Consider the following 21,843-nt stretch of genomic DNA (forward strand, 5'->3'; position numbering starts at 1 on the left):
GAGGCTCATCCGAGTCGGAAGGTTGACGTGTATGACAACGGCGGTCGACAACCCGTTCTTCGCGCGCATCTGGCCCGTCGTCGCCACCCATGAAACCGAGGTGATCCGGGCCCTTCGCCGGGAGAACCTTTCGGGGCTGTCGGGGCGGGTGCTGGAGGTCGGCGCGGGCATTGGGACGAACTTTCCGCACTACCCGGAGTCGGTCCACGAGGTGGTCGCGGTCGAGCCCGAGCCGCGGCTGGCCGCCCAGGCGCGTGCCGCGGCGGACGTGGTGCCCGCCCGCGTCGTCGTGACGGGCGAGACGGCCGAAGGGTTCAGCGGCGGCGAGCCGTTCGACGCCGTGGTGTGCTCGCTGGTGTTGTGCTCCGTGCAGGATCCCGGCGGCGTGCTGCGACGCCTCTATTCGCTGCTGCGCCCGGGTGGAGAGCTGCGCTACCTCGAGCACGTGGCGAGCGCCGGAGCGCGGGGCCGTTTCCAGCGGATCGCCGACGCGACGCTGTGGCCCCGGTTGTTCGGCAACTGCCACACCCACCGCGACACCGAGCGCTCGATCATCGACGCCGGATTCGAAGTCGACTTTTCCCGGCGCGAGTTCACGTTGCCGGCGTGGGCGCCGATGCCGGTTTCGGAAATCCTGCTGGGCCGCGCCCGCAGGCCGTAGATCCCGCGGCTACTTCAACAGCGCGGGCAGCCGCTGCAACAGCCCTGGCAAGGCCTGGCCGGCCGTTTCGCGGATGCTGATCGTGGCGTGCCGCGACAGCGGCGTGACCTCGGGATTGACCTCGATGACGGCGGTACCGCGGGACAGCGCCAGCTCGGCCAGCCCGGCCGCCGGATAGACGATCGCCGAGGTTCCGACGACCACCATCACGTCGGCGGCCTCGGTCGCCTCGACGGCGGACTGCCACGGCGCATCCGGCAACGGCTCACCGAACCACACGATGTCGGGCCGGATCAGGCCGCCGCAGTGACAGACGGGCGGCTCCACTTCCAGCATCGGTTCGGGCATCGCGGGCAGCGCGCCCGTGTAGGGCATACCGCAACGGTCGCAACGGAATTCGAACAGGCTGCCATGCAGGTGATGAACCGGCATGCTGCCGGCGCGCTCGTGCAAGTCGTCGACGTTCTGGGTGATGACGCTGACCTCGGCGCCGTCTTGCCAGGCGGCGATCGCGCGGTGCCCGGCATTGGGCTGGACGTCGGCCACCAGATAGTGACGCCATAGGTACCAGCCCCACACCCGCTCGGGATTGTCGCGCCACCCTTGTGTGCTGGACAGCTCGTAGGGATCGAAGCGGGCCCACAACCCGTTCTTGTCGTCGCGGAAGGTCGGCACCCCGCTCTCCGCGGAGATCCCCGCGCCGCTCAGCACCGCTACTCGCATCCCACAAAGATAGCGGTGCTTGGGACATACTGAAGAGGTGGAGCTGCGGGATTTGCTGAAGGTCGACATGAAGGCGGGCAGGCCGCTGTTCGACCAGCTCAGGACCCAAGTCATCGACGGCGTTCGGGCCGGCGCGCTGCCGCCCGGGACCCGGCTCCCGACGGTGCGCGACCTGGCCGGCCAGCTGGGCGTCGCGGCCAACACCGTGGCCCGCGCCTATCGGGAACTCGAGTCCGCGGCGATCGTCGAAACCCGCGGACGCTTCGGCACTTTCATCTCCCGCTTCGACCCGACCGACGCCGCGATGGCGGCCGCCGCCAAGGAGTACGTCGAGGTGGCCCGGGCGCTGGGGCTGACGAAGTCCGACGCGATGCGCTACCTGACCAACGTGCCTGACGACTGAGCGTTGTAGTTCTAGCGCAACACCTTGGCCAGCGTGCGCAGGTTGCGCGTGGTCGTCGACGACTTGTAGCGCGGCTTGCCCATCGTCTTGCCGATCGTGCTGTCCAGGGTGCCGCCCTTGGGCACCTGCCAATAGATGACACCCGCGCCGGGGCCGATCCGCTCGTCCGATCCGGTCTCCTTGCCGAGGGCGGCGAGCTCGTCGAGCGCCGCCTTGTCGGCGACGAACGTGACGTAGGACTGGTAGCCGTCGACCTCGGGCTCGAACGGGTAGGCATCGACGATGGCGCGCACCGTCTCGAGGTCGTAGACCAGCACCCAGGCGTCGTAGCCGAAGTTCTCGCGTAGCGCGGCTTCGGCCTTCTTGCGCACGGACGCCGCACCGGCGGACGACTCCAGCAGGACGTTGCCGCTGGCCAGGATGGTTCGCACGTTGGTGAATCCGGCGTCGGTCAAAGCGCGCGCCACCTCGGCCATCTTGAGGTTGACGCCGCCGACGTTGACGCCACGCAGGAACGCCGCGTATTTGGTCACCTTCCGATTTCACCAGGGCCGCCCGCGCCGATGCGATCCGGGACCGGTTGCTGGACGCGCGACGTAGGCTTTCTTCCATGGGACGCCAAGTCTTCGACGACAAGCTGCTGGCCGTGATCAGTGGAAACTCTCTCGGAGTGCTGGCCACCATCAAGCGCGACGGGCGCCCGCAGTTGTCGAACGTGAGTTACCACTTCGACCCGCGCGACTTGGCGGTGCGGGTGTCGATCACCGAGCCGCGGGCCAAGACGCGCAACCTGCGCCGCGATCCGCGGGCGTCCATCCTCGTCGATGCGGACGACGGGTGGTCGTACGCGGTGGCGGAGGGCACGGCGATCCTGACGCCGCCGGCGGCCGCCCCCGGCGACGACACCGTCGAAGCGTTGATTGCCTTGTACCGCAACATCGCCGGCGAGCACCCGGATTGGGACGAGTTCCGCGAGGCGATGGTCACCGATCGGCGAGTGCTGCTGACCCTGCCGATCTCGCACGTGTACGGCATGCCGCCCGGAGTGCGGTAGCCGCCCGATTACGGGATTCCCGGCTAGGCTGCCGGTATGGCTGAATCGAAGTCTTCCGAGGCGCCGGAATCGGACGACGACAACAAGCGCAAGTTCCGGGAAGCCCTCGACCGCAAGATGGCCAAGTCCTCGGGCGGGTCCGACCACAAGAGTGCCGGCGGTAAGCAGACTCGCGCGCACGGCCCGGTGGAGAACCGCCGCGAATTCCGCCGCAAGAGCGGCTGACGGTCGCCCGTCGCCCGTTGCGCGCCAAGCACTTTGGCGGGTCAGCCGTCCGGCGGTGTGAAATGGCTGACCGAAGGGTCGGCCTGACCGGGCTCGCCGCGCAGACTGCCCCGGGTGCTGGGGTGTCCGAAGTTCACTTGGGACGGGTCGTTTTGGTAGGCCCAGTCCGCCACGATGGTGCGTTCACGGAACTTCCAGCGGCCGTCGTGCTTGGTGTAGGTGTCCAGGTACCGGCCCCCGATGATCACGTCTAGGTCGTGGTCGGGCCCGGCGAAGGTATGAAACACCAGGCAATAGATCTCACCGCGGGCCTGTTCGCCCTCGACCACGAAGTTCGTCGTGGTGATGTTGTGTTGGGAGACACGCACATACGGTTCCGCGGCCTGCAGTTGGGCGATGAATTGTTCGACGCCGCCCGAGGAGAACGAGCCGTGCGAGTCGGTCGCCTCGGGGTGGTACAGGCTGCGCAGGGCGTCGTAGTCGGCGCGGTCGACGGCCCGGCAGTAGGCGGTGACGAGCTGATGCAGTTCGTCGCGGTCCAGCATCAGCGCCACGCGGGCCTCGTCCACCACCACGTCACCCAACTCCCTGGTTGTTCGCCGGCCGTAAGCGCCTCTCTGATAGGTAGTCTCTCAACACATAGGTGACGGGTTTTAGGGTGTTCAGCGGAAAGGCTGGTCATTGACGGTGAAACTTTGGCTCGCTCAAGATCCTGAGGCCGACGCGCTGCTGGACGACGACCCGTTGGCCCTGCTCATCGGGATGGTGCTCGATCAGCAGGTGCCCTTCGAGACGGCGTTCTCGGGGCCCAAGAAGATCGCGGACCGGATGGGCAGCTTCGGTGCTCACGAGATCGCCGAGTACGACCCCGACAAGTTCGCCGCGCTGTGTTCGGAAAAGCCTGCGATACACCGCTTTCCGGGGTCGATGGCCAAACGCATCCAGACCCTGGCCCAGATCATCGTGGACCGTTACGACGGCGATGCCGCCGGCTTGTGGACCGCCGGGGACCCCGACGGCGAGGAGCTGCTGCGGCGAATCAAGGGGCTGCCCGGGTTCGGCGAAGTCAAGGCGCAGATCTTCCTGGCTTTGCTGGGCAAGCAGTACGGCGTCACGGTCAAGGGCTGGCGTGAGGCGGCCGGGCAGTTCGGCAAGGCCGGCACGCACATCTCCGTCGCCGATATCGTCGACGCACAATCGATGGGCAAAGTGCGTTCCTACAAGAAGCAGATGAAGGCCGCGGCCAAGGCGGCCAAGTAGTAGGTCACCAGAAGGGAAGGGCGGCAACGTGAAGACACACCTGACGTGTCCGTGCGGGGAAGCCATCGTCGGCAAGGACGAAGACGAGCTGGTCGAGCTGACCCAGGCTCATCTCGCCAGCGATCATCCGGGTCTCGAATACGATCGCGACGCCATCCTGTTCATGGCGTACTGACGATCCGACCAAACGCCGAGCGCGCGTGCCCGGATGGGGACACGCGCGCTCGGGGCGGGGAACAGTGCTGGCCCTACGGCACCACCGTGGAGCCGATCGTGGGCATGAACTGGCACTGCTTTTCCTTGGTGGTGACCTGCCCGAAAATGGTCGACATGATGCTGCCCGACCCGGTGTCGGCGATCGCGGTCAGCGTTGTCGGCCCGTCGCCGTTGATATCGGTGCGCGGCTTGAGCGCGACCGTCCCGGACTTGCCCGTGGTCAGGTTCACCCACGTGACGTTCAACGGCAGCTTCTGTACCTCGGCCGGCCCGGGGGTGCCGACGGCGGTGAACACATAAGCGGTCTGCCCGGGGCCCGGCCCGGGAGTCGGAATCTTCGCCGGGCCCGCCACCGACAGCGCGGTGGCGATCGCGCTGGTGCCGTCGGCCAGGCAGTTGGTGCCGATCGAGGGATACATGAAGTCCTGCGTGGGCGGAGCGTCCGGGCCGAACCCCGGAGCCGCCGCCGGCGCCGCGGCGGGTGCGGGAGCCGCGGCCGGTGGAGCCTCGGCCGGAGCGGGAGGCGCCGGCACGGGAGCCGCAACGGGTGCGACGGTGCCCGCGGCCGGCGCCGAAGCCGGCGGCGCGGTCACCGGTGGAGCCGCCACCGGGCCCGGGCCGGCGGCATGGGCCGGGTCGATGCCGGTCGGCAGGTGTGACTGGGCGCCCGGTTCGACGCCCGCGGCCGACGGGGCCGCGGCCGGTCCCGGGCCGGCGGCGTGGGCCGGGTCGATGCCGGTCGGCAGGTGTGACTGGGCGCCCGGTTCGACGCCCGCCGCGGGTACATGCGGCACCGGCGCGCCGTCCGGGAGGGCGGTGCCGGGTTCGGGGGAGCCCGGCTGGGACAGGAATTGATTCACCGACTGGGCGACATTCCGGGACTCGGTGGGCGCGCCCTGGTTGTGGCTGAAGGCCTGCGCTGCGGCCATGAGCAGCTGTGTCGCCTGCCCGGGGTTGGTAGCCGCCTGCTGAATGATCGGGCTCAGCTGCGATAACGCCGGCAGGCCCGGAAGTTCTTGAGTCGAGTTGGGTTGCGGTGTCGCCGGTTCGGCTGCCGCGCTCGGGCAGAACCCGAACGCGGCAGCCGATGCCGTCACGACAGCGGCCAATCCTTTGGACAGATTCCAAGTGGTTGCCACGGTGTGTCCTCCGGTCAGTAGGGGGTGGCTTTGCTGTCGGGGTTAACTAATCAGGGCAGGGCCGCGAGCAGCGGCGCTACCGGGTTGGCCCCGGTTGCCGGTGCGGCCGCGGGTGCGGCAGGCGCCGCCGGAGCCCCGGCCAGTGCCGGCAGGTCCTGCGGCAGGGTCATCTGCGCGGGCATGTTGACCGGCAGATTGGGCAGGAACGCCGGCATGTCGACCTTCGCCTGCGGAATCTGCGGGGCCGGCGGGGTGGCGGGGGCGGTCGGCGTCGACAGCCCCGGGATGGCCGGCAGTCCGGGGATGGACGACGTGGCCGGTGCGGCGGGCGCCGCGGGTGCCGTCTGTCCCAGGCCCGGGATCAACCCCTGCAGGCCCTGCGTGGCCGACGGGGCGGACGGCGCCGAGGGCGTAGCCGCCTGCGGCAGACCGGGAATCGAGGGGATGCTCGACGCGGGATTCGCCGGCGACGTCGCCGCGGCCGACGGAACTCCCGGGAAGGTGATGCCCGGAGCGGCCGGCGCGGACGGCGGGGTGGCGCCCAGGGCGGTAGCGAGGTTCTGCAGGATTTGGGGCGCGTTGGCCGCCGAACTGATCAGCTGCTGCGGAATGTTCGGAATCGGCGGAGCCGGCACGGGGTCGGCGTGGGCGATACCGCCCGTGAGTAGGGCTGCGGACGAACCGACGACGACGGCCGCTGCACGCATGTAAGTCCAGATGGTTGGCATGACTCTCCCTGGTTGTGGAAAACGGGTCCGCCGCCGAAGTTACGTTGATACTGATGGGACTCAAGTGACACGTGTGGCATTTATTTGATCGTTATTGATACGAGTGACGGCGGTGACCGAACGCCCGTCGACCAGGACCGTTGGCGGTGACGAGGGCAACCGGTGCCGCTCACGCCCCCCGGATCGCTAAAGTCGGGCGCATAGACACCACTTCGGCCACCCCGGCGGCACCCCCGCGCCGGCGATTCGCGAGTCTGCTTCGGGCGGCGGCACCCGCGCTGCTAGTCGCCAGTGTCGCCGCGCGGCTCGGCTGGACATATCTGTCGCCCCACGGTGCGAACTTCGTCGACCTGCACGTTTACCTCGGCGGTGCCGCCGCGCTCGACCATCCCGGCACGCTGTACAGCTACGTCTACGCCGATCAGACGCCGAACTTCCCGCTGCCGTTCACCTATCCGCCCTTCGCGGCGGTGGTGTTCTACCCACTGAGCCTGCTGCCCTTCCGCGTGGTCGCCTTCGCGTGGCAGGTCGCGACGATGGCCGCGCTGTACGCCGCGATCCGGATCAGCCAGCGGTTGATCGGCGTGGCGGCCGGGGCCGACGGGCGACGCATGGCCATGGCGTGGACGGCCGTCACGATCTGGATCGAGCCGCTGCGCAGCACGTTCGACTACGGGCAGGTCAACGTGTTGCTGATGCTCGGGGTGCTGCTGGCCGTGTTGACGACGCGGTGGTGGCTGTCGGGGCTGCTGGTCGGCGTGGCGGCCGGAATCAAGCTGACGCCCGCGATCGCCGGTGTCTACCTGCTCGGCGTCCGGCGGTGGGCCGCGGCGGCGTTCTCCTTCGTGGTCTTCGTGGCCACCATCGGCGTGTCGGCAATGGTGGCCGGGGACCAGACGCGCTACTACTTCACGAAACTGCTGGGCGACGCGCATCGCGTGGGCCCCATCGCAACGTCGATCAATCAATCCTGGCGCGGCGGCATCTCCCGGATCCTTGGCCACGACGCCGGCTTCGGCCCGCCGGTCCTGGCCGCCATTGCCGTCACCGCGGTGCTGGCCGTCCTGGCCTGGCGGGTGCTGGACCCGACCGATCGGCTGGGCAAGTTGCTGGTGGTGGAGTTGTTCGGGCTGCTGCTGTCGCCGATTTCCTGGACTCACCACTGGGTATGGCTGGTACCGCTGATGATCTGGGCGATTCACGGGCCGCTGCGCGAGCGGCGCGGCGCCCGGATCGTGGGGTGGGGCTGGCTTGCGCTGACCATCGTCGGCGTGCCGTGGCTGCTGCTCTTCGCTCAGCCGACCATCTGGCAGATCAGCCGGCCGTGGTACTTGGCGTGGGCCGGCCTGATCTACATCGTGGCGGCCGTGGCGACGTTGGCCTGGATCGCCGCCGCCGGTCACCGCTCTCCCGAAGGTCGCGCTGGCGTGACGGTCGAAGACCGGGCGACGTCGGAGGGCTAGCTCCCGACGATCCCGTCGATGTCGTGGGCCATGGCCACGTCCTTCTCGGTTATGCCCCCCTCGGAGTGCGTGACCAGAGCGAAAGTAACTGTCCGCCAACGGATATCGATATCCGGGTGATGGTCCTTGCTCTCCGCGTGCTCGCCGACCCGGCGCACCGCGTCGATGCCGGCCAGGAAACTCGGGAACTTGATCGACCGGCGCAGCGCGCCGTCGACACGCTCCCATCCGTTGAGATCGGGCAGTGCGGCGTCCACCTGCTCATCCGTTAACACAGCCATGTCTCGACCGTATACCGTCTGGCCATGCCGACCCAGATCGTCGTCGCCGGGGCGGTCATCCGCGGCGCCAGTGTCTTGGTGGCGCAGCGCGTCCGGCCGCCCGAGCTGGCCGGACGCTGGGAGCTGCCCGGCGGCAAGGTCGCGCCGGGTGAGACCGAGCCCGAGGCGCTGGCCCGGGAGTTGGCCGAGGAGCTGGGTGTGACCGCCGGCGACGTCGCGGTGGGCGACCGCCTGGGCGACGACATCGCGCTGGACGGCATGACGCTGCGCGCCTACCGTGTGGACCTGCTCGGCGGCCAACCGCACGCCCGTGACCACCGGGCGGTGCGCTGGGTGACGGCGGCCGAGCTGGCCGATGTCGACTGGGTGCCCGCCGACCGCGCCTGGGTCGCTGACCTGGTACGGACGCTGGCCGGCGGGGTCTCATAACAAGTCCACAGCCTTTCGGCAGCTGACATTCAGCGCCGCAGAAGGTCACGAGGGTGAACTTGGAGATATAAACCCAACGTGAACTTGTAGTAAACGACTTGACCTGGAGTGCGTGCCGGCGGCGACCCGTCATCCGCGCCGGACGCATCTGGTCCGCAAAACCCATGCTGAGCAGACGGATTTTCGTTAACAGGCCGCGTACGGCGGAGGTGATAGGCCCTTCTCCCGCACCCGATGCGGGTGCGTGCTCCGGGCCCCCGACATCGATGGCGCCCCCGACGCGGCATGGCGCGGGCGGATGCAGCGACGGGCCGGCGCCCAACACGACGCATCTGGGGTCGAAGCGACGGCCCGGCTACGACGCAGTGATACGGAGTAGAAGGGGTACCTGTTGACTCTCACACCACACGTTGGTGGAGCGCTCGAGGAGTTGCTGGAACGCAGCGGGCGGTTCTTCACACCCGGCGAGTTCTCGGCCGACCTGCGCACGGTGACGCGGCGGGGCGGCCGCGAGGCCGACGTGTTCTACCGCGACAGGTGGAGCCACGACAAGGTGGTGCGCTCCACCCACGGGGTCAACTGCACCGGTTCCTGCTCCTGGAAGATCTACGTCAAGGACGGGATCATCACCTGGGAAACGCAGCAAACCGACTACCCATCGGTGGGCCCGGACCGGCCGGAATACGAGCCGCGCGGATGCCCGCGCGGGGCATCGTTCTCCTGGTACAGCTACTCGCCCACCCGGGTGCGGTACCCGTACGCCCGGGGCGTGCTGGTCGAGATGTACCGGGAAGCCAAGGCGCGCCTCGGCGATCCCGTGCTCGCCTGGGCCGACATTCAGGCGGACCCCGAACGTCGACGGCGCTATCAGCGCGCCCGCGGCAAGGGCGGACTGATCCGGATCACCTGGGCCGAGGCCACCGAGCTGATCGCCGCCGCCCACGTGCACACCATCAAGACCTACGGTCCCGACCGGGTCGCCGGCTTCTCACCCATCCCGGCGATGTCCATGGTGTCCTACGCCGCGGGGTCGCGGTTCTTCGAACTGATCGGCGCCCCGATGACGTCGTTCTACGACTGGTACGCCGACCTGCCGGTGGCCTCGCCGCAGGTGTTCGGCGATCAGACCGACGTCCCCGAATCCGGAGACTGGTGGGACGCTTCGTATTTGATGATGTGGGGCTCCAACGTGCCGATCACCCGAACCCCCGACGCGCACTGGATGGCCGAGGCCCGCTACCGCGGCACCAAGGTGGTGACGGTCAGCCCCGACTACGCCGACAACACCAAGTTCGCCGACGAGTGGATGCCGTGCGCGGCCGGCGCCGATGGGGCGTTGGCGATGGCGATGGGGCACGTCATTCTTTCGGAATGCTATGTGCAGAAGCAGGTTCCGTTCTTCGCCGACTTCGCGCGCCGCTACACCGACCTGCCGTTCCTGATCAAGCTGGAAGAGCGCGGCGACATGCTGGTGCCGGGGAAGAACCTCACGGCGGCAGATCTCGGTGAGGCGGTCGAGAACGCGGCGCTCAAACCGGCGGTGTGGGACGAGGCCACCGACTCGGTGGTGGTGCCGCACGGTTCACTGGGATTCCGTTACGGCGAGGACGGCGTCGGTAAGTGGAACCTCGACCTCGGCGCGCTGGTGCCGGCGCTCAGCGTGCGGGATGCGCACGGCAACGGCGAGGACGACACCGCGCTGGTGCACCTGGCCAGCTTCGACACGATCAACGGCGAGGGCGCCACCGTGGCGCGCGGTGTCCCGGTGCGCCGCGTCGGCAAGCACTTGGTGTGCACCGTTTTCGACCTGATGCTCGCCCAGTACGGCGTGGCCCGGCCGGGATTGCCCGGCGAATGGCCCACCGGTTACGACGACCCGACCCAGCAGAACACCCCCGCGTGGCAGGAGACCATCACCGGCGTGTCGGCCGCGCAGGCCATCCGCGTCGCGAAGGAATTCGCCCGCAACGCAGAGGAATCCGGTGGCCGGTCCATGATCATCATGGGCAGCGGGATCTGCCAGTGGTTCCACGGCGACGCCATCTACCGGGCGGTGCTCGCGCTGCTGATGCTGACCGGGTCGATGGGGCGCAACGGCGGCGGCTGGGCCCATTACGTCGGCCAGGAAAAGGTGCGTCCGCTCACCGGATTTCAGACGATGGCGATGGCGACGGACTGGGTGCGCCCGCCCCGGCAGGTGCCGGGTGCGTCCTACTGGTACGCGCACACCGACCAGTGGCGCTACGACGGCTACGCGGCCGACAAGCTTGCCAGCCCACTGGGTCGCGGCCGGTTCGCCGGCAAGCACACGATGGATCTGCTGGCCTCCGCTACGGCGATGGGCTGGAGCCCCTTCTACCCCCAGTTCGACCGGTCCAGCCTGGACGTCGCCGACGAGGCGCGCGACGCCGGCCGCGACGTCGCCGACTACGTCGCCGAGCAGCTTCGCGACCGCAAGCTCAAGCTCTCGGTCACCGATCCCGACAATCCGGTCAACTGGCCGCGGGTGCTTACGGTGTGGCGGGCCAACCTGATCGGATCGTCGGGCAAGGGCGGCGAGTACTTCCTGCGCCACCTGCTGGGCACCGACTCCAACGTGCAGGCCGAGCCGCCGGCCGACGGGATGCCGCCCGCTGACGTGGTGTGCGAGGGGGACATCCCCGAGGGCAAGCTCGACCTGATGATGTCGATCGATTTTCGAATGACCTCGACGACATTGGTCTCGGACATCGTGCTCCCGGCGGCGACCTGGTACGAGAAGGCCGACATCTCCAGCACGGATATGCACCCGTACGTGCACGCGTTCAGCGCCGCGACCGATCCGCCCTGGGAAACCCGTTCGGATTTCGAGGCTTTCGGCGCGATCGCCCGCGCCTTCAGCGCGCTGGCCAAGCGTCACCTGGGCACCCGCAGCGACGTGGTCCTCACGGCGCTGCAGCACGACACCCCCGACGCGATGGCCTATCCCGATGGCACCGAAGAAGACTGGCTGCACACCGGAGCGACGCCGGTGCCCGGGCGCAGCATGCCCAGGCTCACCGTGGTGGAACGCGACTACGGCGCAATCTATGACAAGTGGCAGACCCTCGGCCCGCTCGTGGAGACGTTCGGCCTGACCACCAAGGGCATCACCGTGCACCCGTTCCGGGAGGTCGAGGAACTGGCGGCCAAGTTCGGCGTGATGAATTCCGGTGCGGCGGCGGGGCGTCCGGCCATCACCACCGCCGCCCGGATGGCCGACGTGCTGCTGCTGCTGTCCGGGACCACCAACGGCCGGCTCGCGGTCGAGGGCTTCCGTGAACTGGAGAAGCGAACGGGTCAACGGCTGGCGCACCTGGCCGAGGGCAGCGAGGAGCGGCGCATCAGCTATGCCGACACCCAGGCGCGCCCGGTCCCGGTGATCACCAGCCCGGAATGGTCGGGCAGCGAAACCGGTGGGCGTCGCTACGCGCCGTTCACCATCAACATCGAAAACCTGAAACCGTTCCACACGTTGACCGGCCGGATGCACTTCTACCTGGCCCACGACTGGGTCGAGGAACTCGGCGAGCACCTGCCCGTGTTCCGTCCGCCGCTGGACATGACGCGGCTGTTCGGTCAGCCCGAGCTCGGCCCGACCGAAGACGGAATCGGCCTCACGGTAAGGTATTTGACACCGCACTCGAAGTGGTCGTTCCACTCCACCTACCAGGACAACCTTTACATGCTGTCGTTGTCCCGGGGCGGGCCGACGATGTGGATGAGCCCCGGCGACGCGGCCAAGCTCGAAGTCCGCGACAACGATTGGGTCGAGGCCGTCAATGCCAACGGCATCTACGTGTGCCGGGCCATCGTCAGCCACCGCATGCCCGACGGTGTCGTGTTCGTCTACCACGTGCAGGAACGCACGGTGGACACACCCCGCACCGAAACCAACAACAAGCGCGGCGGCAACCACAACGCGCTGACCCGCGTTCGGATCAAGCCCAGTCACCTCGCCGGGGGCTACGGCCAGCATGCGTTCGCGTTCAACTACATGGGACCGACCGGAAACCAGCGCGACGAGGTCACCGTGGTGCGCCGCCGCAGCCAGGAGGTGACGTACTAGATGAAGGTCATGGCCCAACTGGCGATGGTGATGAACCTCGACAAGTGCATCGGCTGCCACACCTGCTCGGTCACCTGCAAGCAGGCATGGACCAACCGTTCCGGCACCGAGTACGTGTGGTTCAACAACGTCGAAACCCGTCCGGGGCAAGGCTATCCGCGCACCTACGAGGACCAGGAGCGGTGGCGCGGCGGCTGGATACGCGACAAGAAGGGCCGGCTGCGGTTGCGCGACGGCGGCCGCTTCCACAAGTTGCTGCGCATCTTCGCCAACCCGCGGCTACCGCTCATCGACGACTACTACGAGCCCTGGACCTACGACTACGAGAACCTGACCACCGCACCCGCGGGTGACACCTTCCCGACCGCCGCGCCCAAGAGTCAGATCAGCGGCGAACGGATGAAGATCTCCTGGGGCCCGAACTGGGACGACAACCTGGCCGGGTCGCCGGAGATCCTGGCGGGCGACCCGATTTTGAAGAAGGTCGGCGAGGAGGTCAAACTCGCGCTCGAAGAGACTTTCATGTTCTATCTGCCCCGGATCTGCGAGCACTGCCTCAACCCCTCCTGCGTGGCGTCATGCCCGTCGGGTGCGATGTACAAGCGCAGCGAGGACGGCATCGTGCTGGTCGACCAGGACCGCTGCCGGGGCTGGCGGATGTGCGTCTCCGGGTGTCCTTACAAGAAGGTCTATTTCAACCACAAGACGGGCAAGGCCGAGAAGTGCACGCTGTGCTATCCGCGGATGGAGGTCGGGCTGCCGACCATCTGTTCGGAGACCTGCGTGGGGCGGCTGCGGTATCTGGGCCTGGTCCTCTACGACGTGGATCGGGTGCTCGAGGCGGCGTCGGTGGAGAACGAAACCGACCTCTACGAGGCGCAGCGCCGAATCCTGTTGGACCCGAACGATCCCGAGGTGATCACGGCCGCGCGCGCGGAGGGCATCTCCGACGAGTGGATCGAGGCGGCCCAACGCTCCCCGGTGCACGCGCTGATCAACGACTACAAGGTCGCGCTACCCCTGCACCCTGAATACCGCACCATGCCGATGGTCTGGTACATCCCGCCCCTGTCGCCGGTGGTCGACGCGGTCAGCCGCGACGGTCACGACGGGGAGGACCTCGGCAACCTGTTCGGCGCGCTGGACGCCCTGCGCATCCCGATGCAGTACCTGGCCGAACTGTTCACCGCCGGTGACACCGCCGTGGTCGAGGGCGTGTTGCGGCGGCTGGCGGCGATGCGCTCCTACATGCGCGACATCAATCTCGGGCGCGAAACCCAGCCGCACATACCGCAATCCGTCGGGATGACCGAAGAGCAGATCTACGAGATGTACCGGCTGCTGGCCATCGCCAAATACGAAGAGCGCTACGTCATTCCGACCGCGTTCAGCCCGCAGGCCCGCGATCTCGAACAGATGGGTTGCTCGTTGACGGGCGACGGCGGCCCGGGCATGTACGAGTCGGGCGACCCGGTGCCCGTTTCCGTGGAGACGTTCCACGCGCTCAAGCACACGGACGGGGAGGCGGCCGGAAACGGCCGGGCGCGGGTGAACCTGCTGAACTGGGACGGGCGCCAGGTGCCCGCCGGAATGTTTCCCGAAGAGCAGAAGCGATGAGGCTGCTGGCCGGGCGCCGCGGACGCACCAACACCCTGCAGGACCGACTGGTGTGGCAGGCGGCATCGCTGCTGCTGGCCTACCCGGACGACGAGCTGGCGGCGCGGCTGGACACCGTCGACGAGCTGCTCAGCCACATCGACGGGCCCGAGGCGACGCTGCTCGGACAGACGGCGGCCGCGCTGCGCGCCCGCGAGCCGATGGCCGCCGCGATGGACTACGTCGCGACGTTCGACATGCGGCGCCACTGCACGATGTACCTGACGTACTGGACCGCCGGGGATACCCGCAACCGCGGCCGGGAAATGGTCGAATTCGCCACCGCCTACCGGGAAGCGGGCGTGCCGCCGCCGCGCGCCGAGGCGCCCGATCACCTGCCCGTCGTGCTCGAGTTCGCCGCCACCGTCGATCCCGAGGTGGGGCGGAGGCTGCTCAGCGAGCACCGCGTCCCCATCGACGTCTTGCGGGGCGCCCTCGCCGACGCGAACTCGCCCTACGAGCCGACCGTGGCGGCGGTATGCGCGACACTGCCCCCCGCGACCGACCAGGACGTGCGCCGTGCCGAACGCCTGGCGCAAGCCGGGCCACCCGCGGAAGCCGTTGGGCTGCAACCCTTTAACTTGACCGTGCCGCCCCGACGCGAAGGAGCGCCAGGTGTTTAGCAACGTATTGTTTTGGGACATCGCGCCCTACGTCACGCTGACGGTCTTGATCGTCGGCACCTGGTGGCGGTACCGCTACGACAAATTCGGCTGGACCTCCCGTTCCTCGCAGATCTACGAGTCGCGGCTGTTGCGGGTGGCCAGTCCGATGTTCCACTTCGGCATCCTGGCGGTTTTCGCCGGACACGTGATGGGCCTGTTCGTCCCGCCGCGGGTGACGCACATGCTGAAGTTGAGCGATCACGCCTACCATCTGCAGGCGGTCATCGCCGGGTCGATCGCCGGCCTCGCGACGTTGGCCGGGATCGGGCTGCTGATCTATCGGCGGTTCACCCGCCCCGCGGTGTCCATGGCCACCACCCGCAGCGACAAGGTGATGTATGTGGTGCTGGTGCTGGCCATCGTGGTGGGGCTGTACTGCGACCTGATCGGCACCGGGCCGCACGGCGGCGAGTTCCACTATCGCTACACGGTCGGGCTGTGGTTCCGCCGGATCTGGATCTTCCAGCCGCACGGCGAGGTGATGATCAACGCCCCGCTGGACTACCAGCTGCACTCCTTGATCGGCATGGTGTTGTTCACGCTGTTGCCCTTCACCCGGCTGGTGCACATCTTCAGCGCGCCCGTCGCCTACCTGTTCCGGCCCTACATCGTCTACCGCAGCCGCGACGAGGTGGCCAAGGGCGAATTGGTCGGTACGGCGCCGCGCCGCCGGGGTTGGTGACCGGCGCCCGGTCGCCCGTTGAGCGTGCGTCCAGGGTTTTCGGTGTGCCGCCAGGGTGCCGACCCGCCGCGGCGGGCCGCCCTGGACGCACACCGGACAGCGCGCGGGCCACACCTGCCAGTTCGCCTTTGATACCCCCGCGCTGCCACAATCACCGACGTGCCATTCCGTAACGTCGCCATCGTCGCCCACGTCGACCACGGCAAAACGACCCTGGTGGACGCGATGCTGCGGCAGTCGGGGGCGCTGCACCACCGCGGTGACGACACCCAGGAACGCATCATGGACAGCGGTGACCTCGAGAAGGAAAAGGGCATCACCATCCTGGCCAAGAACACCGCCGTGCATCGCCACAACCCGGACGGGACGGTGACGGTCATCAATGTGATCGACACCCCGGGGCACGCCGACTTCGGCGGCGAGGTGGAGCGCGGGCTGTCGATGGTGGACGGCGTGCTGCTGCTGGTCGACGCGTCCGAGGGCCCGTTGCCGCAGACGCGGTTCGTGCTGCGCAAGGCGCTGGCCGCGCACCTGCCGGTGATCCTCGTCGTCAACAAGACCGACCGGCCCGACGCGCGCATCGCCGAGGTGGTGGAGGCCAGCCACGACCTGCTGCTGGACGTCGCCTCGGACCTCGACGACGAGGCCGCCAAGGCGGCCGAGCACGCGCTGGGCCTGCCGACGCTGTACGCGTCCGGCCGGGCCGGCGTCGCCAGCACCACCCAGCCGGCCGACGGCGAGGTGCCCGCCGGCGACAACCTGGACCCGCTGTTCGACGTGCTGATGGAGCACATTCCGCCGCCGTCGGGGGACCCCGAGGCGCCGCTGCAGGCGCTGGTGACCAACCTCGACGCGTCGGCCTTCCTCGGGCGGCTCGCGCTGATCCGCATTTACAACGGCAAGCTGCGCAAGGGCCAGCAGGTGGCGTGGATGCGCGAGGTCGACGGGCTGCCCGTCATCACCGGCGCCAAGATCACCGAGTTGCTCGCGACCGAGGGCGTCGAGCGCAGCGCCACCGACGAGGCGATCGCCGGCGACATCGTGGCCGTCGCCGGCCTGCCCGAGATCATGATCGGCGACACGCTGGCCGATCCCGACCACGCGCACGCGCTGCCCCGGATCACCGTCGACGAGCCGGCGATCTCGGTGACGATCGGCACCAACACCTCGCCGCTGGCGGGCAAGGTGTCGGGCCACAAGCTGACCGCGCGCATGGTCCGCAACCGCCTTGACCAGGAGCTGGTCGGCAACGTCAGCATCCGGGTCGTCGACATCGGCCGGCCCGACGCGTGGGAGGTGCAGGGCCGCGGTGAGCTCGCCCTGGCGGTGCTGGTGGAACAGATGCGCCGCGAGGGTTTCGAGCTCACCGTCGGCAAGCCGCAGGTGGTGACCCGCACGATCGACGGCAAGCTGCACGAGCCGTTCGAGGCGATGACGATCGACTGCCCCGAAGAGTTCGTCGGCGCGATCACCCAGCTGATGGCCGCCCGCAAGGGCCGCATGGAGGAGATGACCAACCACGCCGCGGGCTGGGTCCGGATGGACTTCATCGTGCCGAGCCGCGGCCTGATCGGGTTCCGCACCGATTTCCTGACCATCACGCGCGGCACCGGGATCGCCAACGCCGTGTTCGACGGCTACCGGCCGTGGGCGGGGGAGATCCGGGCCCGCCACACCGGGTCCCTGGTCTCCGACCGCAGCGGCACCATCACGCCGTTCGCGCTGATTCAGCTCGCCGACCGGGGCCAGTTCTTCGTCGAACCCGGTCAGGACACCTACGAGGGCATGGTCGTCGGAATCAACCCGCGCGCAGAGGATCTCGACATCAACGTCACCCGGGAGAAGAAGCTCACCAACATGCGGTCGTCGACGGCGGACGTCATCGAGACGCTGGCCAAGCCGCTCGAGCTCGACCTGGAACAGGCGATGGAGTTCTGTGCGCAAGACGAATGTGTCGAGGTGACTCCGGAGATCGTCCGCGTCCGCAAGGTGGAGCTGGACGCCACGACCCGGGGCCGCAGCCGGGCGCGGGCCAAGGCCCGGGGTTAATCGCGCGTGCGTGGGCGGGCTGCTGGGCAGCTGCTCGATACCCTGATCGGCATGCCGAGACGAGTCCGCCGTTTCTTCGTGACGGTGGGTGTGGTCGTCTCGCTGGCCGGATTGGCGCTCGCGGCGTGCACGGTCAACCCCCCGCCGGCGCCGCAGAGCACCGATACCCCGCACAACTCGCCACCGCCGCCGCCGCGGCCGACCCAGATCATCATGGGCATCGACTCGATCGGCGCCGGGTTCAACCCACACCTGCTGTCCGACCTGTCCCCGGTGAACGCGGCGATCAGCGCGCTGGTGCTGCCCAGCGCGTTCCGGCCGGTGCCCGACCCCGGCAGTCCGACGGGCTCACGCTGGGAGATGGACCCGACCCTGCTGGAGTCGGCCGAAGTCACCAGCCAGAACCCGTTCACCGTGACCTACAAGATCCGGCCCGAGGCGCAGTGGACCGACAACGCCCCGATCGCCGCCGACGACTTCTGGTACCTGTGGCGGCAGATGGTCAGCCAGCCCGGCGTCGTCGATCCCGCCGGATACGACCTCATCACCGGCGTGCAGTCGCTCGAAGGCGGCAAGCAGGCGGTGGTCACCTTCGCCCAGCCCTATCCGTCGTGGAAGGAGCTGTTCAGCAACATCCTTCCGGCGCACATCGTCAAGGACGTGCCGGGCGGTTTCGCGGCCGGGCTCGCCCGGGCGCTCCCGGTGACCGGCGGCCAGTTCCGGGTGGAGAGCATCGATCCGCAGCGCGACGAGATCCTGGTGGCCCGCAACGATCGCTACTGGGGATCACCGGCCAAACCCGCGCTCATCCTGTTCCGCCGTGCCGGGGCGCCGGCCGCGCTGGCCGATTCCGTGCGCAATGGTGACACCCAGGTGGCCCAGGTGCACGGTGGATCGGCGGCCTTCGCGCAGCTGTCCGCCATCCCCGACGTGCGCACCGCCCGGATCGTGACGCCACGGGTCATGCAGCTGACCCTGCGCGCCAACGAGCCGAAGTTGTCCGACGCGCAGGTGCGCAGGGCGATCCTCGGCCTGCTCGACGTCGACCTGCTGGCAGCGGTGGGCGCGGGCAGCGACAACACCGTGACGCTGGATCAGGCCCAGATCCGGGCCCCCAGCGACCCCGGCTACGAACCGACCGCACCCCCCGCGATGACGACGCCGGCGGCGCTGGCGTTGCTGGAGGGATCCGGATACAAGGTCGAGGGCAACTCGTCGGGGTCTCCGGCGCCGACGCCGACGAACACCGCGCCGCCCGAGGTCATCCGCGGCCGGATCAGCAAGGACGGTCAGCAGCTGGCGCTGGTCATCGGCGTCGCGGTCAACGACCCGACGTCCGTCGCGGTGGCCAACACTGCGGCCGACCAGTTGCGCAACGTCGGCATCGCCGCCAGCGTGCTGGCGCTGGACCCGGTGACGCTGTATCGCGACGCGCTGAACAACAACCAGGTGGACGCGATCGTCGGCTGGCACCAGGCGGGCGGAAACCTGGCGACGCGGTTGGCGTCGCGGTACGGCTGCCCGGCCCTGCAGGCGACGCAGGTACCGGCATCGACGGGGCTGACCACCAGTCCTGCGGCGACCGGCGGGCCGACGACCACCGGGCCCGGCACCTCCGCCACCACACCGACGTCGACACCGCCGCCCAGCCGCCCGGCTGACCCCAACGCCTTGGTGCAGGCGCCGTCGAACCTCACCGGCATCTGCGATCGCAGCGTTCAGTCGAACATCGACGCCGCGCTGAACGGCACCAAGAGCATCAACGACGTGATCACGGCGGTCGAGCCGAGGCTGTGGAACATGTCGACCGTGTTGCCGATCCTGCAGGACACCACGATCGTCGCCGCCGGACCGAGCGTGCAGAACGTCAGCCTGTCGGGCGCGGTGCCGGTCGGCATCGTCGGCGACGCCGGCCAATGGATCAAGACCGGGCCATAGCCCGCGTCGTCAGTCGGCCGCCCGCGGCCGTCGCGGCGGGATCACGGTGTCGACGATGAGCGCCAGCTCCCGGCGGTTCGGCGGCGATCCGGTCAGCAGGAAGTGCTGATTGATCAGGGCCGGGCCGATGCGGGCGGTCAGCGGGGTGATCAGCTCCGCATCGAGCTCGCCCTCCGCGACGGCGGCCTGCAGGATCGATTCGACGATCTGCAGGCGCGGCGCCACCACGGCGTCGGCGAAGATGGCGCGCATCTCGGGTTCGTGCAGGAGCTGGTTGACGGTGGCCATGCCGGGGAAGGCGGTCTTTCCGGCGCAGACGTCGCGGTGGGCGCTGAACACCGTCAGCAGGTTCTCCCGCGCCGACCGGCCGGGCCGCGCCTCGGGCAACGGCGGCAAGGTATGGACCAGTGCGGCGTGCACGAGCTCGCACTTGGTGGTCCAGCGCCGGTACAGGGCCGCCTTGCCGGTGTGGGCGCGCGCCGCGATCCCCTCCATCGTCAGCCCGCCGTAGCCGACCTCGGCCAATTCGGCCAGGGTGGCCTCGTAGAGCGCCCGCTCGAGGACCTCGCCCCGTCGGCGGCTCCGGCCACCGGTCGGGGCGGTCTGGGTGAGCTGCGGCATCCCTCGATAGTAGCCGTATGCGTTCCTATCGGTGGCGACGAGACCGCCACCGGACCTGCGGTGCGGGTAGGGTGCGTCCATGCCCGAGACGCCACGGCTGCTGTTCGTCCACGCGCATCCCGACGACGAGAGCCTCAGCAACGGCGCCACCATCGCCCACTACACCGCCCGCGGGGCCGACGTGCGCGTCGTCACTTGCACGCTTGGCGAAGAGGGCGAGGTCATCGGTGACCGCTGGGCCGGGCTGGCCGTCGATCACGCGGATCAGTTGGGGGGCTACCGGATCGGCGAGCTCACCGCGGCGCTGCGTGCGCTCGGCGTCGGCGGCCCGCACTATCTCGGCGGGGCCGGACGCTGGCGCGACTCGGGCATGCGGGGAACACCGGGGCGGGCGCGGCAGCGGTTCATCGACGCCGACGAGCAAGAGGCCGTCGACGAGTTGGTTGCCGTCATTCGCGAGCACCGTCCGCACGTCGTGGTGACCTACGACCCGGGCGGCGGCTACGGCCACCCCGACCACGTCCACACCCACACCGTCACAACGGCCGCCGTGGCGGCTGCCGGCTCCGGCGACTTTCCCGGCGAACCGTGGACCGTGCCGAAGTTCTACTGGTCGGTGTTCGCCACCCGCGCCTTCCTGGCGGGCCTGCGTGCCCTCGATGGCGAGGACCTGCTGCCCGAGTGGGCGATCCCCCCGGAGGAAGAGTTCGGCTTCGGGTATGCGGACTCCGACATCGACGCCGTCGTCGAGCCCGACCTTCAGGCCTGGGCGGCAAAGCGGGCGGCGCTCGCCGCGCACGCCACCCAGGTTGTCATCGGACCGACCGGCCGGGCCTGCGCCCTGTCGAACAACATGGCGCTACCGATCCTCGCCGAGGAGCACTACGTGCTGGCGGCCGGCACGGCGGGGGAGCGCGACGAGCGCGGGTGGGAAACAGATCTGCTTGCCGGGCTTGATTTCACCGCGGCCGGCACGGGGTAGGCTTGCCAATCAGGCAGCCACGGAAGGATTTCGCATGGACCCCGACCTGGACCCTAATCAGCAGCATTGGCAGGACCGGCTCGACAGCCTGCAGTGGGTTATCGGCTCGATACTCTCCAACATCGACAGCGTCCCGACCTGACCGAAACCAAGCCGCGCGCCGCATCTCTCGAAGACATCGGCGCGACAGACCCCGCGATACGTTTCGTTGTCTTGGCGCTGTTGGCCGTCGACGGGGTCCTCTCCGCACTGGCCGGGGCCCTGTTGCTGCCTTCCTATATCGGGTCGATCCCGTTTCCCATCAGCGGCTTGATTTCTGGACTGGTCAACGCCGCACTCGTGTGGGCCGCCGGACGGTGGACCGCGTCGTCGCGGCTGGCCGCGCTGCCGTTGTGGACGTGGCTGCTCACCGTGGCGGTGATCAGCATGGGCGGCCCGGCCGACGACGTGATCCTGGGCGGTCGCGGCGTGATGGCCTACGGGGCCTTGCTGCTGATCGTGCTGGGGGTGGTGCCGCCGTTCTGGATGCTGTGGCGGCGCGGGCGCCGGGCCTGACGTTTGTGCCGTCGCGCGGGGCGGGA

General features: G+C 68.9%; 23 protein-coding genes. 16 read left to right on the forward strand and 7 right to left on the reverse strand.

The annotated features are described in order from the left end of the window. The first annotated feature begins 31 nt into the window (after window positions 1-31). Window positions 32-661, forward strand: a complete 630-nt coding sequence (locus A5711_RS10155) for a class I SAM-dependent methyltransferase (RefSeq protein WP_067946035.1) — start codon at window positions 32-34, stop codon at window positions 659-661. Window positions 662-670: 9 nt separating this feature from the next. Here the strand turns inward: A5711_RS10155 and A5711_RS10160 are convergent, their stop codons facing one another. After that, window positions 671-1,384, reverse strand: coding sequence for an NAD-dependent deacylase (locus A5711_RS10160; protein ID WP_067946037.1), 714 nt, complete (start codon window positions 1,382-1,384; stop codon window positions 671-673). Window positions 1,385-1,421: 37 nt separating this feature from the next. Here A5711_RS10160 and A5711_RS10165 point away from each other — a divergent pair, with 37 nt between their 5' ends. Continuing rightward, window positions 1,422-1,787 (forward strand): GntR family transcriptional regulator, encoded by a 366-nt coding sequence (locus A5711_RS10165; protein WP_066951550.1) that lies wholly within the window; start codon window positions 1,422-1,424, stop codon window positions 1,785-1,787. 11 nt (window positions 1,788-1,798) lie between these two features. On the opposite strand, the gene A5711_RS10170 is transcribed toward A5711_RS10165, so the two are convergent. After that, window positions 1,799-2,320 carry a DUF1697 domain-containing protein gene (locus A5711_RS10170; protein ID WP_067946039.1) on the reverse strand — a complete coding sequence of 174 codons (522 nt, stop codon included), beginning with the start codon at window positions 2,318-2,320 and terminating at the stop codon, window positions 1,799-1,801. A gap of 77 nt (window positions 2,321-2,397) precedes the next feature. On the opposite strand from A5711_RS10170, the gene A5711_RS10175 reads away from it, so the two are divergent. Next, a complete protein-coding gene (locus tag A5711_RS10175) occupies window positions 2,398-2,841 on the forward strand; it encodes a PPOX class F420-dependent oxidoreductase (RefSeq protein ID WP_067946041.1) in 444 nt (147 codons plus the stop codon). A gap of 36 nt (window positions 2,842-2,877) precedes the next feature. Beyond that, complete coding sequence (locus tag A5711_RS10180; RefSeq protein ID WP_067946043.1) at window positions 2,878-3,066, forward strand: DUF5302 domain-containing protein; 189 nt, start codon at window positions 2,878-2,880, stop codon at window positions 3,064-3,066. Between the two features lie 41 nt (window positions 3,067-3,107). On the opposite strand, the gene A5711_RS10185 is transcribed toward A5711_RS10180, so the two are convergent. Further along, a complete protein-coding gene (locus A5711_RS10185) occupies window positions 3,108-3,641 on the reverse strand; it encodes a nuclear transport factor 2 family protein (protein WP_067946081.1) in 534 nt (177 codons plus the stop codon). A gap of 112 nt (window positions 3,642-3,753) precedes the next feature. Between A5711_RS10185 and A5711_RS10190 the strand changes: the two genes are divergently transcribed. Both A5711_RS10190 and A5711_RS10195 read left to right on the forward strand, forming a co-directional pair. Beyond that, window positions 3,754-4,326: an HhH-GPD-type base excision DNA repair protein gene (locus tag A5711_RS10190; protein ID WP_067946045.1), complete on the forward strand. Its 573-nt coding sequence runs from the start codon at window positions 3,754-3,756 to the stop codon at window positions 4,324-4,326. Between the two features lie 28 nt (window positions 4,327-4,354). Then, entirely contained in the window at window positions 4,355-4,501 is a 147-nt protein-coding gene (locus tag A5711_RS10195; RefSeq protein WP_067277197.1) for a DUF1059 domain-containing protein, read from the forward strand. Between the two features lie 73 nt (window positions 4,502-4,574). Here A5711_RS10195 and A5711_RS10200 read toward each other — a convergent pair whose 3' ends face one another. Together A5711_RS10200 and A5711_RS10205 are read right to left on the reverse strand one after the other, a co-directional pair. Next, window positions 4,575-5,699, reverse strand: coding sequence for a hypothetical protein (locus A5711_RS10200; RefSeq protein ID WP_197520142.1), 1,125 nt, complete (start codon window positions 5,697-5,699; stop codon window positions 4,575-4,577). A gap of 32 nt (window positions 5,700-5,731) precedes the next feature. After that, window positions 5,732-6,409 carry a hypothetical protein gene (locus A5711_RS10205; protein WP_067946049.1) on the reverse strand — a complete coding sequence of 226 codons (678 nt, stop codon included), beginning with the start codon at window positions 6,407-6,409 and terminating at the stop codon, window positions 5,732-5,734. 146 nt (window positions 6,410-6,555) lie between these two features. Between A5711_RS10205 and A5711_RS10210 the strand changes: the two genes are divergently transcribed. Further along, window positions 6,556-7,872: a mannosyltransferase gene (locus A5711_RS10210; protein WP_067946050.1), complete on the forward strand. Its 1,317-nt coding sequence runs from the start codon at window positions 6,556-6,558 to the stop codon at window positions 7,870-7,872. On the opposite strand, the gene A5711_RS10215 is transcribed toward A5711_RS10210, so the two are convergent. After that, window positions 7,869-8,153, reverse strand: coding sequence for a 4a-hydroxytetrahydrobiopterin dehydratase (locus tag A5711_RS10215; RefSeq protein ID WP_067203848.1), 285 nt, complete (start codon window positions 8,151-8,153; stop codon window positions 7,869-7,871). The two genes, A5711_RS10210 and A5711_RS10215, sit on opposite strands and share 4 nt — an antisense overlap. 24 nt (window positions 8,154-8,177) lie before the next feature. Here A5711_RS10215 and A5711_RS10220 point away from each other — a divergent pair, with 24 nt between their 5' ends. From A5711_RS10220 to A5711_RS10250, 7 genes are all read left to right on the forward strand, one after another. Next, a complete protein-coding gene (locus A5711_RS10220; RefSeq protein ID WP_067946052.1) occupies window positions 8,178-8,582 on the forward strand; it encodes a (deoxy)nucleoside triphosphate pyrophosphohydrolase in 405 nt (134 codons plus the stop codon). Between the two features lie 391 nt (window positions 8,583-8,973). Then, on the forward strand, window positions 8,974-12,669 hold the full coding sequence (locus A5711_RS10225) for a nitrate reductase subunit alpha (protein WP_067946054.1): 3,696 nt from the start codon (window positions 8,974-8,976) through the stop codon (window positions 12,667-12,669). Beyond that, window positions 12,670-14,286: a nitrate reductase subunit beta gene (gene narH / locus A5711_RS10230; protein ID WP_067946056.1), complete on the forward strand. Its 1,617-nt coding sequence runs from the start codon at window positions 12,670-12,672 to the stop codon at window positions 14,284-14,286. Continuing rightward, complete coding sequence (gene narJ / locus A5711_RS10235; protein ID WP_067946058.1) at window positions 14,283-14,948, forward strand: nitrate reductase molybdenum cofactor assembly chaperone; 666 nt, start codon at window positions 14,283-14,285, stop codon at window positions 14,946-14,948. The genes narH and narJ overlap by 4 nt, the downstream gene beginning before the upstream one ends. Beyond that, entirely contained in the window at window positions 14,941-15,672 is a 732-nt protein-coding gene (narI, locus tag A5711_RS10240; protein WP_067946060.1) for a respiratory nitrate reductase subunit gamma, read from the forward strand. The genes narJ and narI overlap by 8 nt, the downstream gene beginning before the upstream one ends. Window positions 15,673-15,831: 159 nt before the next feature. After that, the gene (gene typA, locus A5711_RS10245; RefSeq protein ID WP_067946062.1) at window positions 15,832-17,721 is read left to right on the forward strand and encodes a translational GTPase TypA; all 1,890 of its coding nucleotides are present in this window, start codon (window positions 15,832-15,834) and stop codon (window positions 17,719-17,721) included. Between the two features lie 45 nt (window positions 17,722-17,766). Then, the gene (locus A5711_RS10250) at window positions 17,767-19,659 is read left to right on the forward strand and encodes an ABC transporter family substrate-binding protein (protein ID WP_197520775.1); all 1,893 of its coding nucleotides are present in this window, start codon (window positions 17,767-17,769) and stop codon (window positions 19,657-19,659) included. Window positions 19,660-19,668: 9 nt separating this feature from the next. Here A5711_RS10250 and A5711_RS10255 read toward each other — a convergent pair whose 3' ends face one another. Further along, complete coding sequence (locus A5711_RS10255) at window positions 19,669-20,280, reverse strand: TetR/AcrR family transcriptional regulator (protein ID WP_067946065.1); 612 nt, start codon at window positions 20,278-20,280, stop codon at window positions 19,669-19,671. Window positions 20,281-20,359: 79 nt separating this feature from the next. Between A5711_RS10255 and mshB the strand changes: the two genes are divergently transcribed. Further along, entirely contained in the window at window positions 20,360-21,262 is a 903-nt protein-coding gene (gene mshB / locus A5711_RS10260; protein ID WP_067946067.1) for an N-acetyl-1-D-myo-inositol-2-amino-2-deoxy-alpha-D-glucopyranoside deacetylase, read from the forward strand. Between the two features lie 93 nt (window positions 21,263-21,355). Continuing rightward, window positions 21,356-21,817, forward strand: a complete 462-nt coding sequence (locus A5711_RS10265; RefSeq protein WP_067946069.1) for a hypothetical protein — start codon at window positions 21,356-21,358, stop codon at window positions 21,815-21,817. Window positions 21,818-21,843: the final 26 nt, after the last annotated feature.

The organism is Mycobacterium sp. E2238, from assembly GCF_001672665.1.
Lineage (GTDB): Bacteria > Actinomycetota > Actinomycetes > Mycobacteriales > Mycobacteriaceae > Mycobacterium.